The sequence below is a fragment of the Mesorhizobium sp. CA14 genome, from assembly GCF_020165195.1.
Lineage (GTDB): Bacteria > Pseudomonadota > Alphaproteobacteria > Rhizobiales > Rhizobiaceae > Mesorhizobium.
On sequence record NZ_JAIUHR010000041.1, the window covers coordinates 1 to 15,426 of the forward strand.

The window sequence follows — 15,426 nt, forward strand, 5'->3', positions numbered from 1 at the left end:
CTCCTGTCCTCGGCCTCGCGCGCCAGCTTCAGGGCCGGCAAGGCGTGGTACAGCATGGTGGCGGTGTTCGAAGGCGCGTCGCCCTCGCCGGTGAAGCGCTTCATCCAGACACGGTCGACGGCGAGCAGATGGTTGAGCGTGCCGAACATCGAGCCGAAGACGGCGCCGACGTCGCGACCGAGTTCGTCTTCGCCAAGATCCGCGGCGGCATCATAGATGCGCGTATTGGCCCATTGATTGTAGGCCGCAAACATCATGAAATGCTGTTTCATTCTTCCATCCGGCTCACAACGAATCCCGGCTCTTCGTAACCCGCAGGAACCGTAATGACCATTCTGTTCTATGACCTCGTCGGCCACGACACCGAACGCCCATTCAGCCCGCATTGCTGGAAGACGAAGATGGCGCTAGCCCACAAGGGGCTCGCCGCGACCAAGGTGCCGACGAGCTTCCTCGAAGTGCCCAAGGTGGAGGGCGGCGTGTCGAAGACGGTGCCGGTGATCCGCGACGGCGAGCGGGTGGTGGTCGATTCCTTCGCCATCGCGCTCTATCTCGACGAGACCTATCCCGAGCGGCCGACGCTGTTTGCCGGCGAAGGCGGCAAGGCGATGGCGCGCTTCATCGAGCGCTGGTCGCAGCTCACCATCCACCCTTATGTCGCAACGGTGGCGCTCACCGACCTGCACGGGATGCAGGACGAGACGAACGGCCGCTATTTCCGCGAGGACCGCGAGAAGCGCTACGGCAAGCGGCTGGAAGAGGTGGTGGCCGGCCGCGACGCAGGGCTAGCCGGCTTCCGCGCCTCGCTGGAGCCGCTGCGCTCGATGCTCACCTACCAGCCTTTCATCGGCGGAGCCTTGCCGCTGTTTGCCGATTATATCGTCTTCGGCGCGCTGCAATGGGCGCGCATCGCCTCGCCCTACCGGCTGCTCGACGACAGCGACAGCGTGGCCCAATGGTTCGAGCGCTGCCTCGACCTGCATGGGGGGATCGGCCGGCAAGTCGCGGCCGCGGCGTGAACCGCGCGAGCACCAGACTGCCATGCTGCGCTATGAGATGAAGGCCGAGATCTGGGTCTACCCGGGCAAGGGCGGTTGGCATTTCGTGACGCTGCCGACGGATGTCGCGGCGCGCATCAAGGCGGCGATGGCGGGACTAGCGCGCCCTTGGGGCTCGCTCGGCGTCACCGCGGTGATCGGCGCCACAAGGTGGCAAACATCGCTCTTCCCCGACAAAGCTTCCGGCAGCCTGCTGTTGCCGGTCAAGGCCCCGGTGCGCCAGCGCGAAGGTCTCAAAGCCGGGGATTCGCCGACACTGATCATTGAGGTCGAGCTCTAGATCAGGATGACGTTTCGTTGAATCGCCATCCTAACCTAACTCTTTGTTGGAGCATATCTTCTCCGAAAACCAATTCCCGCTTTTCGGGATCACGCTTTAGCATCTACTTTGACGCGCCCTTGTCGCGCGCTTCCCCGTTCGGCGCATTGCTTTCGGCCAGCCTCACGCAGATCGGATCGCCCTGACCCATGCGCACGCATTGCCATTCCGGACCGAAACCGAAATTCTGCTCCGCGCGCTGTGGGAAGAACAGCAGGGCGAAGGCGGCCGCGGCAAGAACCACGGCCATGAAGACAATGCCCGCCATGTCGCCGCGTCTGAGGTGGGGCCAGTTCATCGCCTCAGCTCCAAGCCTGCGTCGAGCGCGTTCGCAGCCGTCCAATTATCCCGCAAAGCGCTCGCCTTGGCCAGAAGCGGCCTCCCCTTGGCAAGCCGCCGAGCGGCTTGTATAGAGCCCGCCACTCCAATTTCCATTCCCAGAACAAGGACGACCCTATGGCGATCGAACGCACCTTCTCCATGATCAAGCCGGACGCGACCAGGCGCAACCTGACGGGCGCCATCACCAAGATGCTGGAAGACGCCGGCCTGCGCGTCGTCGCATCGCGCCGCGTGTGGATGAGCCGCCGGGAGGCGGAAGGGTTCTACGCTGTCCACAAGGATCGCCCGTTCTTCGGCGAACTGGTGGAATTCATGTCGTCGGCGCCGACCATCGTGCAGGTGCTGGAGGGCGAGAACGCCATCGCCAAGAACCGCGAAGTGATGGGCGCCACCAACCCGGCCAATGCCGCCGAAGGCACCATCCGCAAGGTGCATGCACTGTCGATCGGCGAGAATTCGGTGCACGGCTCGGACGCGCCGGAGACCGCCGCGCAGGAGATCAAATACTGGTTCTCGGACACCGAGATCGTCGGCTGAGGCGCAAGCTCGAGTTCCACGGAACGGCCCGCTCCAGCGGGCCGTTTTTGTTTTGAGACGGGTGGTCACATCCGCCGCCTGCCCTAGGTTCAGCGAAATTGGCAACAAAGTAGCGCTGGGCGTCGGCGGCTGTGAGCCGCGCTTCCGCCGAACCGAGGGAGCGAAGCATGATCAAGCCTCATGTTTCTGAAAGTGGCCTTGCCTATCCGGACGACCTCGCTTTGTTGAAGCGTATCTATGACCAGGTCTGCGAGGAGCGCGGCATCGTCATAGGCAGTTCCGAGGCGTCGGACTTGGCGATAGAGGCCATGAAACTCTTTTCCGCAGGCATCTTCGACGAAAGGACGATCGGCCGCCGGCTTCGTGGCGGCTGATGGGAGGTGGCAGGTTCAGTCGCCGTCGCCGTAGCGGATGACCTCGACCTTCTCCCTGGTGATCAGGCAGCTCTTTGTCCTGGTCAGCGCTTTGATCCCCGGGATCAGCGCATCGATCTTCTCCGGCGCGTCGACGATCTCGACGACGATTGGCAGATCCTGCGACAGGCGCAGGATCTTGGCGGTGTGAAGCACGCTCGAACGGCCGAAGCCCAGCGGACCTCTCAGCACCGTGGCGCCGGCCATGCCGGCCTCGCGTGCCTTGATGACGATCGCCTCGTGCAGCGGCTTGCCGTCAGCGGCCCTGTCGTCCTCGCCGAAGAAGATCCTGAGCAGCGCGCATTGGGCGGGAAGTTCCATGTTCTCCTCCTTTGTTACCCGTCGACCGGCAAGCGGTTGAGCCTGGACGCCATGAAATAGCCCAGCCACGCGGCGGCGAGCGACAGGCCGACCACACTGATGAGATAGGTCGCGGCCAGCCGCCAGTCGCCCTCGAACAACAGGATGAAGGTGTCGAGGCTCATCGCCGAGAACGTGGTGAGCCCGCCGCAGAAGCCGGCCATGACGAAATTGCGCCCGGCCTGCCCGACCATCAGGCGGCCGTCCGGCCCGGTCAGCGTGGCGAAGGCCATGATGATCCAGGAGCCGACGATATTGACGAAAGCGGTCGACCAAAGCGCATTCAGGCCGAGCAGCGAGACGATGACATAGCCCGACAGGAAGCGGGCCAGCGAGCCGACCGCCGCGCCGCAGCCGACCGCCAGATAAAGCCGCATTGCCATCTGTCTGTCCACCATCGCTCAGCCCGCAGCCCCAGTGGTTGAACCAACCACCCACACTACCGCCCAGAAGCCGAGGGCGACGAACAGCACGCACAGAGCCGACGACGCGACGACGTTGAAGGCGGCGAGCCGCCCCTCGCCTTCGAGCGCCAGGTTTAGCGTCTGCAGGCAGAAGGACGACACCGTGGTGTAGCCGCCGAACAGGCCGACGACGATCAGGTCGCGCACGAGATCGCTGGCGAAGATGCCGCCGACCGAGCGCGCCGCGCCGGCGAAGGCGCCGATGGCAAGGGCGCCGGAAACGTTGACCGCCAGCGTGCCCCAGGGAAAGGTCTCGCCAATGCGGCGGCCGACCACGCCGGACAGGAAAAAACGGGAAATGCCGCCGAGAAAACCGCCGATCAGAACCAGGGCGCAAGCCGCAAGCATCATCGTTTTCTATGCCCTTCCAAACGCGATTCCGCACCGGAATCACTTCACGAAATCAGGCATGATACGAGCGGGAAAACAAATCCTGCCGCGCAAGAGCACGCCTGGCAGGAGTCATCAGCCACAAGGGCGGTTTCGGGGGAACCCCATCCCCATTTTCGAGGGAGGCTAGGCGGTTGCAGCGGCGCGGTCAATTGCGACGTGCTTGAATGACGGACAGAGCCGTTGAGGCGATCCGGAATGCTAGAGCATGATGCCGAAAAGCGAGGAGCGGCTTTCGGACGACATCATGCTCTATCTCTTTGTTTTCATGCAATTCCGGACGGAAAACGGTGCCCCACTTTTCCTGGAATTGCTCTTAGAGCCCGCCGGCCCCCGGCGGGCAGAACGTCATTTGGCTTGACGGTCTTTCACATTCGCATGGGCGTTCGCCGCCTCGGTATCGGTAGCCGGCGTCTTCGTCTCCTCGCCGGTGAACGGACTGCCCTGTCCAGGCGCAAGGTCGCCGCTGTGGCCGGCCTTGTTGGTCTGGAACGGCTGGCTGTCTGGGCTGAGACCGTGCTGCGTGGCGTTGAACAGATGATCGTCCGCCCTGGCAAAACCGGCCAAGGCGATCAGCGATATGCTTGTGACTGCGAGAAAGAGCGTGTGCCTTTTCATATCTGGTCTCCTTTGAGTGCCAGATCGATCCGCGCATTCGGTCTGGCGGCTTAAGTGAAGGGACATTGTCCCTTTGCCTGCCCGCCATCTGCATAAGTCAACGCCTGGCCTTGTCGGTTTATTCCGGCGAACACGGTTTCGAGGCTGAAAAGTCGCGCGGTCGGGCGCGGCGCACGACGTCAGTGCGCCATTTTCAACGAAACCGTCTGGGGCTTGCCCGCCAGCGGATCGAGCTGGTGGCGTGTATCGGTAACGAACATCAGCCGCTCGCCGACCGTGATGCGCGCCTGCAGCGCGTAGGTTCGGCCCTTCTGGATCGCCTTCGGATCGAAACCGATGTCGAACTTGATCGGCACCTGGCCGGTGGGCGCTATCCTGCGCCTAGCGATCACGGTTGCCGGCGCATCGGCCAGCGAGACATCGGCAAGCTCGACCACGAGCACGGCATCGGGCGGCAGGGCGATGCGTTCGCGGTAGGTCACCTCGCCCGCGATCGTGCTTTCGCCGGCCCTGGTCAATTCCGGCACGGCAAGCACGCCGACGACCAGCGGCACCAGCCCGAAGATGAAGAATTCCGCAATACGGTCCAGCATGAGATTGCTCCCGCCAAGCAAATCAAACCACCCGGCAGGCTTGAGAAGGATTGCGGTCGTTCGATGGCCGAACGGTATTTTATTCGCCCTGTTTCTTCCAGCGGTCCGCCGCTTGATCGTCGGCTTCCTTGGCCTCGACCCAGCCGCCCTCGGAGCCGTCGGCGCGGTGTTCCTTCTTCCAGAAGGGCGCGCGCGACTTCAGATAATCCATCAGGAAATTCGCCGCCTCGAAGGCCGCCTGCCGGTGCGACGAAGCCGCGACCACCAGCACGATGTTCTGGCCCGGCGCTATCTTTCCATGGCGATGGATGACGGTGAGCCCCTGCAGCGGCCAGCGCTCGACGGCCTCGGCGGCGATGCGTCCGATCTCGGCCTCCGCCATGCCGGGATAGTGCTCGAGCTCGAGCGCCGAGAGCGCACCCTGCTCGTCACGGCAAAGGCCGGAGAAGGTGACCACGGCGCCGATATCGGCGCGCCCCTTGGTCAGGCCGGCGATCTCGGCGGCGACGTCGAAGTCCTCGCGCTGGATGCGGATAGCGGCCACGACGGCGCCTGCCATCTCAACCCCCGGTCATCGGTGGAAACAGCGCGATCTCGCGCGCGCCCGCAATCTTCTCGCGGTGACCGACATGTTCCTGGTTGATGGCGACGCGGATGACATCGGGGTATTGCAGCGCGTTCTCATATTCCTCGCCGCGCGATTTCAACCAGCGCAGCAGATCGGCGACCGTCTCGATGCCGGAAGGCAATTCGACGTCCTCTTCCGGCTTGCCGATCCGCTCGCGCACCCAGGCGAAATAGATGAGCTTCGTGGACATTGCTCTCACTCGTCCATGATGTGCTTGAGGCCGGCGCGGAAATAGTCGTAGCCGGTGTAGAGCGTAACGAGCGCCGCGACCCACAGCAGCACCAGGCCGATCTGGGTGGTCAGCGGAAAGATCTTGTCGCCGGCCGGACCGACCAGCAGAAAGGCGATGGCGACCATCTGGATGGTGGTCTTCCATTTGGCGAGCTGGGTTACCGGCACCGACACTTTCAAGGCAGCCAGATATTCGCGCAGCCCAGAGACCAGGATCTCGCGGCACAGGATGATGATTGCAGCCCACAGCGACCAGCCGGCGATGCCGCCATGGCGGTCGGTGTCGGCGGCAAGCAGGAGCAGGCAGGTGGCGACCAGCAATTTGTCGGCAATCGGGTCGAGCATCTTGCCGATGTTGGAGGTCTGCTGCCACGCGCGCGCGAAATAGCCGTCGAAGTAATCGGTGATGGAGGCGAGCAGGAAAATGACCAGCGCCGACCAGCGGGCGAAGTCGGACGACTTCAGATGTCCTTCAAGAAAAAAGCACAGCACGACCAACGGCACCGCGACGATGCGGGCATAGGTGAGGATGTTCGGCAGGTTGAACGCGCGTTGTGCCATGTCGTCTCGGGAAAATCTCCTCCGCCTGACGTACTCAAATCAGAAGCGAATGTAGGGGGTCAACAGGCGAGATTCGATTGGACAGGGGAAAATGGCGTGAGGTACCTCTCTCTGCTCCCGGTATTTCCCAGACGCGGACGATTGGCAGCTTCGATGTCGGCCTTTTTTACAACATTGGGGATTGGCGAAGCCCAGGCGACTTCATCCACGGTCGGAGCGGGAGCGAAGCGGATGCTCCAAGGCATGGCACACCTCGCCGCGCGGCCGCCTTGGTCAGCCTTCCGTGCGAGACCAGTCCTCAGCTCTCGTGGAAGTGATTGTAGACCAGCTTCGCCACATGCTCGGAAATGCCGTCGACCTTGACCAGGTCCTCGACCGCGGCGCGGCTGACCGCCTTGGCAGTGCCGAAGGCATGGAGCAGCGCGCGCTTGCGGCCGGGACCGATGCCGGCGATCTCGTCGAGCGGGCTCTTCACCATCTCGTTCTTGCGGCGGGCGCGGTGCGAGCCGATGGCGAAACGGTGCACCTCGTCCCGCAGGCGCTGGACGAAATAGAGCACCGGGTCGCGCACCGGCAGCATGAAGCTTTCCCTGCCCTTGACGAAGAAGCGCTCGCGGCCGGCGTCGCGGTCCTGGCCTTTGGCGATTCCTATTGCCGCGACGCGGTCCTCGATGCCGAGGTCGGCCAAGATCTGGCGCACCGCCGTCATCTGGCCCTGGCCGCCGTCGATCAGGATGACATCGGGCCAGGCCGGGAAGCCGCCATTGCCGGCGACCAGATCGTCATCGCCGGTCTCATCCTGCGCGGTGGCGCCGGGCTGGACGTCGCCATGCTCCTTGAGCAGCCGCGAAAAGCGCCGCTGCATCACCTCGCGCATCATACCGAAATCGTCGCCCGGCGTGATCTCGGTCGAGCGGATGTTGAATTTGCGGTACTGGTTCTTCACGAAACCTTCCGGTCCGGCAACGACCATGGCGCCCACCGCGTTGGTGCCCATGATGTGCGAGTTGTCGTAGACTTCGATACGCACCGGCGGCTTTTCCAGGCCGAAGGTCTCCGCAAAGCCCTTGAGCAGACGGGCCTGGTTCGAAGTCTCGGCCAGCCTGCGGCCGAGCGCCTCGCGCGCATTCTGCAGCGCGTGATCGGTCAGGTCCTTCTTCTCGCCGCGCTGCGGCACCGAAATCGTAATCTTGCGGCCGGCATGGGTGGAGAGCGCCTCGGCGAGCAGTTCCTGCTCCTGGGCGGCCTGGGACAGCAGCAGCGTGCGCGCCGGCAGCTTGTCGTCATAGAATTGCGCCAGGAACGAGCCCAGCACCTCGGCCGGCTCCAGCGCCGGATCGGCCTTGGGGAAATAGGCGCGGTTGCCCCAGTTCTGGCCGGTGCGGAAGAAGAACACCTGGATGCAGGTCTGGCCGCCCTCCTGGTGGATGGCGAAGACATCGGCCTCCTCGACCGTCTGCGGGTTGATGCCCTGATGCGCCTGCACATGCGAGAGCGCCGCAAGCCGGTCTCGGTAGATCGCGGCGCGCTCGAAATCGAGTTCTTCCGCCGCCTGCTGCATGGCGGCCGAGATCTCGGTCTTCACCTTCTGGCTGCGGCCGGAGAGGAAATCCTTGGCCTCGGCGACGAGCTCGGCATAGCCCTGATGCGAGATCTCGCCGGTACAGGGACCGGCGCAGCGCTTGATCTGATAGAGCAGGCACGGCCGCGTGCGGTTCTCGTAGAAGGAGTTGGTGCAGCTTCTGAGCAGGAAGGCACGCTGCAGCGAATTGATGGTGCGGCCGACGGCGCCGGCGGAAGCGAAGGGACCGAAATAGTCGCCCTTGCGCGAGCGCGCGCCGCGATGCTTGTAGATGCCGGGCGAGACATGGTCGCCGGTGAGCAAGATATAGGGGAAGGACTTGTCGTCCCGCATCAGCACGTTGAAACGGGGCCTCAGCCGCTTGATGAGATTGGCCTCGAGCAGCAGCGCCTCGATCTCGGTGCGGGTGACGACGAATTCCATCGTCGCCGTCTCGCGCACCATTCGGCCGATGCGGGCGGTGTGGAAGCGCCCCTGCGCGTAGTTGGTGACACGCTTCTTCAGGCTGCGCGCCTTGCCGACATAGAGCACATCGCCGGCGGCGTTCATCATGCGATAGACGCCGGGCTGGTTGGGCAGCCGCTTGACCAAGGTCTGGATCACCTCGGCGCCCACCATGCCGTCGGCGTCGCCGGCATGCGGCGTCCAGTCGATGGCCGTGAAGGCGACTTCGGGGCCGGTCGGGACGGACTCCGGTTCGACGATCTCCTCCGCCGCCTCGTCCTCGATGTCGAGATCGACATCGGGCGGCAGATCGTCGGCGGCGCCGTTTCTTTTATGTCTTTGGACTGCGGGACTCATTCCACCATGCCTGTCACATCCGGCGTCTGCCACGCAAGATGCTGGCCGCCGTCGAGCGCGATCATCTGGCCTGTCACCGAGCTGGCTTGCCAGAGATAGCGGATCGTGGCGCCGAATTCGGGCAATTGCGGGCCGCGCTTCAGGATCAGGCCCTCGACCTGGCTTTCGAAATCATCGTCGTCCTGGCGCTTGTTCTTCAGTGTCGGCCCGGGCCCTATGGCGTTGACGCGAATGCGCGGCCCGAGCGCCTGCGCCAACATCTGCGTTTGCGTCCACAGCGCCGATTTCGATAGCGCATAGGAGAAATAGCGCGGCGTCGGCCGCCAGACGCGCTGGTCGATGATGTTGACGATCAGCCCCTCCTCGCCTTGCGGCAGCGCGCGGGCAAAGGTCCGCGCCAAAAGCGCCGGCGCCTTCACATGGATGGCGAAGTGGCGATCCCAGGCCTGCCAGTCGAAATCCTCCACCCGATCATCGACGAACAAGGACGCATTGTTGACCAGCAGCGTGACAGGGCCGAGCGCCGCTTGCGCACGACCGACGAGGCCGCTCACGGCGTCCATATCGGTGAGGTCGGCGGCAACCACGGCGGCACGGCCGCCCTCGCCCGCGATCTTCTTCGCCAGCGCCCCGGCCTCGTCGCTTGACCGGTTGGCATGGATGGCGACGGCGAACCCATTGGCGGCCAGATCCTCGACGATCGCCTTGCCGATCCGCCTTGCTCCACCCGTCACCAGCGCGACGGCTGTGGCTTGTCTCATGGTGTCAATCCTCAATCGGCTTCACGATTCCGGGAAGCCGGCACAATGTGACGGGCCAAGCGTTAAATGCCATTTCCACCTGGGGCAGGAATGTGGCGAAGCGGCCCGGATCCATTTGCACCCCGCCGAATTCGGGGCACCGTTCACAGCAATATATGTCTCCAGACCCCTTGAACCAAGCGGTGTGCAGCGCAACATGATTAACCTGCTGACATTCGCTGTTGCGAAGATGCAACGTCACCTTTCGGCCTCATTCGTGCCTGGGAATGACCCAAGTTCAGGTTCGCTTCAGCCGCATTTCAGCACGACATTTGGAACCGTTGAGCGCCAAGCCCGTTTATCCCCCCGGACGGGCCGGGGCGTTTCATGAACAAAAAAAAGCCTAAGTGTCTTGTGGCTTAAGGAGAGTATAACCAATGAAGACCAATCTCAAATTCGCGCCGCTTGCCGCTGCGCTCGGGCTGTTCGCCTTTGGTGGCACCGCCTTTGCGGCTGACGTCGTTTCCGAAGAGCCGCCGGCTCCCGCCCCGGTTGCGGAGCTTCCGGTCGCTTCCTGGGCTGGCCCGTATGCCGGTATCAGCCTCGGCTACGGCTTCAGCGGCCATGCCGATGCTCGTGACGCCGGCGTCAATGTGAAGACCAAGGGCTTCATCGGCGGCGTGTTCGGCGGCTACAACTGGCAGCAGGAGAACTTCGTCTACGGCGCTGAAGCCGATCTCGGCTACAACGGCGTCAAGGGCGACAGCGCTGGCATCAATGCCAAGGGCGGCCTCGAAGGCTCGCTGCGCGCTCGCCTCGGCTATGCCGTGACCCCGGAAATCCTGCTCTATGGCACCGGCGGTCTCGCCTCCAAGAACCAGAAGATCACGGATAGCTTCACCGCCACCGACGAGAGCAAGGCAATGCTCGGCTGGACGGCCGGTGTCGGCACCGACATCAAGATCACGGACAACGTGTTCGGCCGCGTCGAGTACCGCTACACCGACTACGGCAACAAGGACTTCGGCGCCCTCGGCAACGTCAAGTCGAAGGACAACCGCGTCACGTTCGGCGTCGGTATGAAGTTCTAAGTCGTAGAAGCCACGACACGGAAAAGCCGGGCCTTGCGCCCGGCTTTTTTTGTGTCCGCGAAATCGACAAGCGTCGCGACCCTCAGTGGGTCCTCATTTTCGATCTCTTCGCCGGTTTGACCTTTGCCTTCGGCGGCAGCGTATCGACGAAGGCCAAGGCGCGATCGAGCCAACCGGCGAGATCGGCATCGGTCGCCGTGCCTTCCGGCGCAACGCGGATATAGCCGTGCATCGAGCGCCCGCCCATCTCCATCGTGCTTGCATGAGGAAGTGCTGCGGCAGCCGCATGCGCGTCCTTGCCGACGCGCACCAGAAGCCCGCGCTTCGAGGTGCCGATCAGCATGTTGCCGTCGACCATGAAACAGGTGCCGCCGAACATCTTCTGTTCGGTGAAGGCGCGCCGGCCGAGGGCGGCACGAAGGCGCTCGACCATCGGGTCGGATGCGGCGCTGGTTGAGGGTTTTGCCATCTCACCACTCCCACTTGGGTGAATGTCAGGCAAGCATGGAAGCCGGCAGCGTTCAAGACGGGACTTCCCCTTCTCCCCTCGTGTGAGAAGGTGGCCGAGCTAAGCTCGGACGGATGAGCTCCAGCTTGACGTACACCTTAGTCAGTCTCAGGTGGGCGCCAAGTCTACCTGCGCCTCGCTCCCTCCAACACCCCTCATCCGTCTCGGCGCTGGGCGCCGATCCACCTTCTCCCACAAGGGGAGAAGGGAAGGCACCTTACCCCGGCACGCTGCCTTTCAATTCCGGAAACTTCTCATCAAACCTCGCGGCCCAGCGCACGAGCCGGCCGCGACCCTTCTCCCATTGGCCCGAAAAGCGCAGCGCGAGATACCCAAGGGTTGCGCGCAGCGCCATGTGGCCGGCGGTGATCTTCTTCGGCAGCTTCGGCGGGCTGGCGTTGATGAGGTCGAGCGCAGTGGTGATCTTCGTCCATTGCCGGTCGAGCCAGGGCTGATGGACCATCGCCTCCGGCCGCGTGCGCCGCTCATAGACCATCGACAGCGCACAGTCGCAGATGCCGTCCGCAAGCGCCTCCAGAACCTCCGCATCGAGCCGCTTGTCCGGGTTGCGCGGGAACAGCGCGCTCTTCGACAGGCGGTTGAGATGCTGGGTGATGGCGCGGCTGTCATGCACCGTGCGGCCATCGTCGAGCACCAGCACCGGGATCTTGCCGAGCGGATTGGCCGAGATCAGCTCGGCGGGTTTGTCCTCCGTCTTGACCGGCACAAGGTCGATGGCAATGCCGGCATAGGCGGCCGCCATACGGACCTTCGAACTGTAGGGGGACGTGGAAGCATAGAGCAGTTTCGGCATGATCGGGTTCCCAGTTGTTTGCGGCACTGTTGACCGATCGGGGTCCGACGGCAACCGCCAGCAGGCCGAAATCCTGCCGCCAGTCAGCTCTGATAGCCGCTATGTCAGAAGCCGCTCCATGACGATGGTTCGTTCGTCTCGATAGAAACTGTCGCGAACCGCGCGAAAACCGAGCCTGGAATAAAACGGCTCGGCGGTAACCGAGGAAGGCACGGTGAGTAACGTCACCCCGTTTGCCCGCGCCGCTTCCTCGATCGCGGCCATGAGCCGCCTGCCAACGCCGACGCGCTGCAATTGCGGATCGACGAAGACCGATCGAACCGTAGTCCCGTCGAGGCTGGCGGTGCCGACTATCCTGTCGGCCGCGGCAGCGACAAGGACGTGGCGCTTCTTGAAAAACTGCAGCATGGCCGACGGGCTGAAACTCTGTTCAACGCGGGCAATGATGCCGGGCGTGTAATCCTTGGCGTTCGTCTGTCGCAGGGCAGCCACGATAACGCGGCTCACCGCTTCGGCGTCACCGTCGGCCGCCCGTCGAATATTCAGCTCCAAAGTCATGAATAACCGTCTTTCGCCTGGCCACCGGAGTGACCGTGCCTAGACGTGACGGCTGCCGCAACAAAAAAGCTCCCGGAAGTTTTGCTGGCCGCAAAATTTCCGAGAGCTTTAGGAGGAGCGTCCGCTCCGACTCCGCTTGCCTTGATACCGAATTGGCGAGAGGGGTGCCTAAGCGGCACCCGCCCTCACCCGTTGCGGCAGCCAAGCGAAGCTGCGCGATTACTTCTTGGCGGCCGGCTTCTTCGCCGGAGCCGCCTTCTTCACAGCGGCCGGCGCCTTGGCCGCGGCTGCCTTCATCGGAGCCTTGGCGGCGGGCTTGGCCGCTGCCTTCGCTGCCGGCTTCTTGGCGGCGGCGGGCTTGGCTGCTGCCTTCGCTGCCGGCTTGGCCGCTGCCTTGGCGGCGGGCTTTGCCGCGGCCTTCGCGGCCGGCTTGGCCGCAGGCTTCGCTGCCGCCTTGGCCGGAGCCTTGGCGGCCGCCTTCGGCGCCGTTGCCTTCTTCACTGCTGCAGGTTTCGCGGCAGCCTTAGCTGCCGGCTTCTTTGCCGGCGCTTTCGCCGCCGGCGCCTTGGTTGTCGTCTTTGCCATGCGATGCCCCTTGCGTTTTGCCGATGGTCGTGAGTGACCCGGCGTGTCTATGCATATCTGACTCGCGACTGTCTAGCCAGCGAAGCAACACAATGATTTTCAGTTATTGAATTTTGGTTACACGAAACGCGTCCCGTTAAAAAATTGTGAGCGAATCTGTCACTTTCCAAGTGACGGCCCGCCGCACAGATTTTCGAGCGGCTTCTATCGCCCGATCATCCATCCATCCGCAGCATAAGCTTGTATCGCAATGTGAGCAGAGTGCTCGCAATGGAGAACGCGCCGCCGAACGCCGGCTTCATCTTGTCCAGCGAAAACATCTACAGATGAATCGGCCAGGCGCGACGATCAAAGCTTAGGCGTTTGAAAGTGAGCTTCAAGCTCATATTCGAGCGCCGCCGTCAATCTCCGCCGGCTTGCGTTCACCCTGCAGGCGGCGCGCCGGCTCGAAGCGATGCAGATGAACGGCATAGGTGTCCCAGGGCGGCGAGACTGCGATCCCGGCCAGCATGCGGCCGATCTCGCCGCGATGGTAGCTGCCGTGCAGGACGACATGGGTCAGCATCTCCTGCCTCGTCATGCAACCCTCGTCGCCATCGGTGAAGGTGAAGGCGACCGGGTCGCCAAGCTCTTGCTCCAAAACGGTTTCGAGATAGTCGAGATACCAGCCGTCGATCTCGGCCAGGGCGGTGCGCAATGCGCGCGGCTCGGGCGTGTCCGGCGTATTGTCGCTCGCATAACCGTGGGCAACGCCCTTCAGATGCGCGGCAAAAATCCGCGACACGACATGGATATGGTTCATCAGACGGATCGCGGCGTTGCGTATCCCAGGATCGCTCGAGGGGTCCATCGTGGCAAGCTTCTCCACCAGCTCATCATTCGCCCAGGCCTGGTAGGCGAGCATGCCCTTCAGCAAGGTCTTGGCACTCATCTTTGCGGCCCCATTTGCGTTGGTGAAACGAATGTGAGTATCCTGTTTATATTCTCGGGAGACGGGCCAGCATGTCTACTCGCATTGCAAAGCCGGCCGCACGCATGCGCAAACAGCCGCGCCAGGCGCGTTCGATCGCTACCGTCGAGGCGATCATCGAAGCCGGCGCTCACGTTCTGAGCGAGCTTGGCTGGGCGGGCTTCTCCACCAACAAAGTGGCGGAGACCGCCGGCGTCAGCATCGGCTCGCTCTATCAATATTTCCCCGACAAGCTCGCTCTGGTCGAAGCGATCCGGCGCCGTCACTTCGATCATGTGCTGTCGGTGGTTCGCGAAGCGGCGGCGGCGGAGAAGCCGCTCAAGCAATTCGCGCGCGAACTGGTGCGCGGCATGATCGGCGCGCACGCGATCCATCCGACGCTGCACCAGGTGCTGCTCGACGAGGCGCCCGGCGACCGCGGCTCACGTGCCGCGCATGCCTCGTTCCAGGCGCGCTATCTCGAACATTACACGGCGGCCGTCGCGCAGTATCGCAAGCGCCGCAAGGATACCGAGACGATGGCGCGCGTGCTCTCCTCGGCGGTCGAAGGCGTGATCCACAACGCGGCGCGGCGCAACATGCTCGACGCGCCGGAATTGCAGAAGCAGCTGGTCGAGCTGATCGAGGCTTACGTATCGGGCTGCAAGGCAGCCTAAGTGAGCGGCAGCGGAGCTGGCTATGAGCGGGAGCTGCTTACATGGCTGCCGGCGGCGACCTCTGAAAGCCAGAAGCCAACTTCCGACAGGTCGGCGCAATGTAGCGCGCCTGCCTTAACTGCCTGTCAGGCAGCAAACCTACCGCAGCACCCGGCAACGGCCGTTATAGACCAGCCAGCGGTCGAAGCCCGAGACGCAGAATTCGACATTGTCGCCGATCGAGGCAAAGCCCTGGCCTTCCTCGATCAGATAGAAGATCGAGCGGTCGCGGCCATCCGACAGGTTGACGGTGGCGCGGCAATAATGGCGGCCGATCGGCCATTCGTCGCTCGCCGGCTCGTAGCGATGCTGGCGGATGTTGCGGAAATCGGTGATCGCGACCTGCGGCAGATGCGGCACGTGATGTACCTGATAGGAGAAGCGGTCGGTGATCTTGTTCAGCACCCAAGCCTCGCCGCAGACGCTGCCGTCATCCTCGGTGTAGATGGACAGGTCGGCGGCATGCGCCGCCTGGGTGAAGCCCAGCGGAGCGGCAAAGGGAGTGGACAGGGCAACCAGCGCGGCAAGGGCGGAATGGGCGAAGCGAGTCATGACAGCCTCTCAAGGT

At 63.5% G+C, this 15,426-nt stretch carries 24 protein-coding genes and 1 riboswitch; of the genes, 6 read left to right on the forward strand and 18 right to left on the reverse strand.

Annotated features, from left to right (window positions below; all coding sequences use genetic code 11):
* On the reverse strand, positions 1-272 hold a 272-nt coding region (locus LB565_RS28075), incomplete at its 3' end, for a DinB family protein (protein WP_224589334.1).
* Between the two features lie 54 nt (positions 273-326).
* Between LB565_RS28075 and LB565_RS28080 the strand changes: the two genes are divergently transcribed.
* Both LB565_RS28080 and LB565_RS28085 read left to right on the forward strand, forming a co-directional pair.
* Complete coding sequence (locus LB565_RS28080; protein WP_224589335.1) at positions 327-1,019, forward strand: glutathione S-transferase family protein; 693 nt, start codon at positions 327-329, stop codon at positions 1,017-1,019.
* A gap of 22 nt (positions 1,020-1,041) precedes the next feature.
* On the forward strand, positions 1,042-1,338 hold the full coding sequence (locus tag LB565_RS28085) for a DUF1905 domain-containing protein (protein WP_224589336.1): 297 nt from the start codon (positions 1,042-1,044) through the stop codon (positions 1,336-1,338).
* A gap of 103 nt (positions 1,339-1,441) precedes the next feature.
* Here the strand turns inward: LB565_RS28085 and LB565_RS28090 are convergent, their stop codons facing one another.
* The gene (locus LB565_RS28090; RefSeq protein WP_224589337.1) at positions 1,442-1,675 is read right to left on the reverse strand and encodes a hypothetical protein; all 234 of its coding nucleotides are present in this window, start codon (positions 1,673-1,675) and stop codon (positions 1,442-1,444) included.
* Positions 1,676-1,833: 158 nt separating this feature from the next.
* On the opposite strand from LB565_RS28090, the gene ndk reads away from it, so the two are divergent.
* Both ndk and LB565_RS28100 read left to right on the forward strand, forming a co-directional pair.
* Positions 1,834-2,256: a nucleoside-diphosphate kinase gene (ndk, locus tag LB565_RS28095; RefSeq protein WP_041010781.1), complete on the forward strand. Its 423-nt coding sequence runs from the start codon at positions 1,834-1,836 to the stop codon at positions 2,254-2,256.
* Between the two features lie 167 nt (positions 2,257-2,423).
* Entirely contained in the window at positions 2,424-2,630 is a 207-nt protein-coding gene (locus LB565_RS28100) for a hypothetical protein (protein ID WP_224589338.1), read from the forward strand.
* Positions 2,631-2,645: 15 nt separating this feature from the next.
* On the opposite strand, the gene LB565_RS28105 is transcribed toward LB565_RS28100, so the two are convergent.
* The 10 genes from LB565_RS28105 to LB565_RS28150 all read right to left on the reverse strand — a co-directional run bounded on the left by LB565_RS28105 (position 2,646) and on the right by LB565_RS28150 (position 9,658).
* Entirely contained in the window at positions 2,646-2,990 is a 345-nt protein-coding gene (locus LB565_RS28105; protein WP_224589339.1) for a DUF190 domain-containing protein, read from the reverse strand.
* A 14-nt stretch (positions 2,991-3,004) separates the two neighbouring features.
* Complete coding sequence (gene crcB, locus LB565_RS28110) at positions 3,005-3,412, reverse strand: fluoride efflux transporter CrcB (RefSeq protein ID WP_224589340.1); 408 nt, start codon at positions 3,410-3,412, stop codon at positions 3,005-3,007.
* An 18-nt stretch (positions 3,413-3,430) separates the two neighbouring features.
* Positions 3,431-3,844: a fluoride efflux transporter CrcB gene (crcB, locus tag LB565_RS28115; protein WP_224589341.1), complete on the reverse strand. Its 414-nt coding sequence runs from the start codon at positions 3,842-3,844 to the stop codon at positions 3,431-3,433.
* 98 nt (positions 3,845-3,942) lie between these two features.
* Positions 3,943-4,004, reverse strand: a riboswitch (Fluoride riboswitch).
* A 227-nt stretch (positions 4,005-4,231) separates the two neighbouring features.
* On the reverse strand, positions 4,232-4,501 hold the full coding sequence (locus LB565_RS28120; protein ID WP_224589342.1) for a hypothetical protein: 270 nt from the start codon (positions 4,499-4,501) through the stop codon (positions 4,232-4,234).
* A gap of 179 nt (positions 4,502-4,680) precedes the next feature.
* Complete coding sequence (locus LB565_RS28125) at positions 4,681-5,094, reverse strand: YbaY family lipoprotein (protein WP_224589343.1); 414 nt, start codon at positions 5,092-5,094, stop codon at positions 4,681-4,683.
* Positions 5,095-5,173: 79 nt separating this feature from the next.
* Positions 5,174-5,653: a molybdenum cofactor biosynthesis protein MoaE gene (locus LB565_RS28130; RefSeq protein WP_224589344.1), complete on the reverse strand. Its 480-nt coding sequence runs from the start codon at positions 5,651-5,653 to the stop codon at positions 5,174-5,176.
* A gap of 1 nt (position 5,654) precedes the next feature.
* Entirely contained in the window at positions 5,655-5,912 is a 258-nt protein-coding gene (moaD, locus tag LB565_RS28135; RefSeq protein ID WP_041001878.1) for a molybdopterin converting factor subunit 1, read from the reverse strand.
* A 5-nt stretch (positions 5,913-5,917) separates the two neighbouring features.
* Positions 5,918-6,514 (reverse strand): CDP-diacylglycerol--glycerol-3-phosphate 3-phosphatidyltransferase, encoded by a 597-nt coding sequence (pgsA, locus tag LB565_RS28140; RefSeq protein WP_040984724.1) that lies wholly within the window; start codon positions 6,512-6,514, stop codon positions 5,918-5,920.
* A gap of 298 nt (positions 6,515-6,812) precedes the next feature.
* On the reverse strand, positions 6,813-8,897 hold the full coding sequence (gene uvrC / locus LB565_RS28145; RefSeq protein WP_224589345.1) for an excinuclease ABC subunit UvrC: 2,085 nt from the start codon (positions 8,895-8,897) through the stop codon (positions 6,813-6,815).
* Positions 8,894-9,658, reverse strand: a complete 765-nt coding sequence (locus LB565_RS28150) for an SDR family oxidoreductase (protein ID WP_224589346.1) — start codon at positions 9,656-9,658, stop codon at positions 8,894-8,896. The genes uvrC and LB565_RS28150 overlap by 4 nt, the downstream gene beginning before the upstream one ends.
* Before the next feature lie 416 nt (positions 9,659-10,074).
* On the opposite strand from LB565_RS28150, the gene LB565_RS28155 reads away from it, so the two are divergent.
* The gene (locus LB565_RS28155) at positions 10,075-10,728 is read left to right on the forward strand and encodes an outer membrane protein (RefSeq protein WP_224589347.1); all 654 of its coding nucleotides are present in this window, start codon (positions 10,075-10,077) and stop codon (positions 10,726-10,728) included.
* A gap of 82 nt (positions 10,729-10,810) precedes the next feature.
* Here LB565_RS28155 and LB565_RS28160 read toward each other — a convergent pair whose 3' ends face one another.
* From LB565_RS28160 to LB565_RS28180, 5 genes are all read right to left on the reverse strand, one after another.
* The gene (locus LB565_RS28160) at positions 10,811-11,197 is read right to left on the reverse strand and encodes a TfoX/Sxy family protein (protein ID WP_224589348.1); all 387 of its coding nucleotides are present in this window, start codon (positions 11,195-11,197) and stop codon (positions 10,811-10,813) included.
* Between the two features lie 256 nt (positions 11,198-11,453).
* On the reverse strand, positions 11,454-12,050 hold the full coding sequence (locus LB565_RS28165) for a glutathione S-transferase (RefSeq protein ID WP_224589349.1): 597 nt from the start codon (positions 12,048-12,050) through the stop codon (positions 11,454-11,456).
* Between the two features lie 99 nt (positions 12,051-12,149).
* Complete coding sequence (locus tag LB565_RS28170; RefSeq protein ID WP_318012199.1) at positions 12,150-12,608, reverse strand: GNAT family N-acetyltransferase; 459 nt, start codon at positions 12,606-12,608, stop codon at positions 12,150-12,152.
* A 219-nt stretch (positions 12,609-12,827) separates the two neighbouring features.
* Positions 12,828-13,193: a hypothetical protein gene (locus LB565_RS28175; protein ID WP_224589350.1), complete on the reverse strand. Its 366-nt coding sequence runs from the start codon at positions 13,191-13,193 to the stop codon at positions 12,828-12,830.
* A gap of 382 nt (positions 13,194-13,575) precedes the next feature.
* Positions 13,576-14,124 carry a DinB family protein gene (locus tag LB565_RS28180; RefSeq protein ID WP_224589351.1) on the reverse strand — a complete coding sequence of 183 codons (549 nt, stop codon included), beginning with the start codon at positions 14,122-14,124 and terminating at the stop codon, positions 13,576-13,578.
* Between the two features lie 71 nt (positions 14,125-14,195).
* Between LB565_RS28180 and LB565_RS28185 the strand changes: the two genes are divergently transcribed.
* Positions 14,196-14,819 (forward strand): TetR/AcrR family transcriptional regulator, encoded by a 624-nt coding sequence (locus tag LB565_RS28185; protein ID WP_318012200.1) that lies wholly within the window; start codon positions 14,196-14,198, stop codon positions 14,817-14,819.
* A gap of 138 nt (positions 14,820-14,957) precedes the next feature.
* Here LB565_RS28185 and LB565_RS28190 read toward each other — a convergent pair whose 3' ends face one another.
* Positions 14,958-15,410, reverse strand: coding sequence for a hypothetical protein (locus LB565_RS28190; protein ID WP_224589352.1), 453 nt, complete (start codon positions 15,408-15,410; stop codon positions 14,958-14,960).
* Between the last annotated feature and the right edge of the window lie 16 nt (positions 15,411-15,426).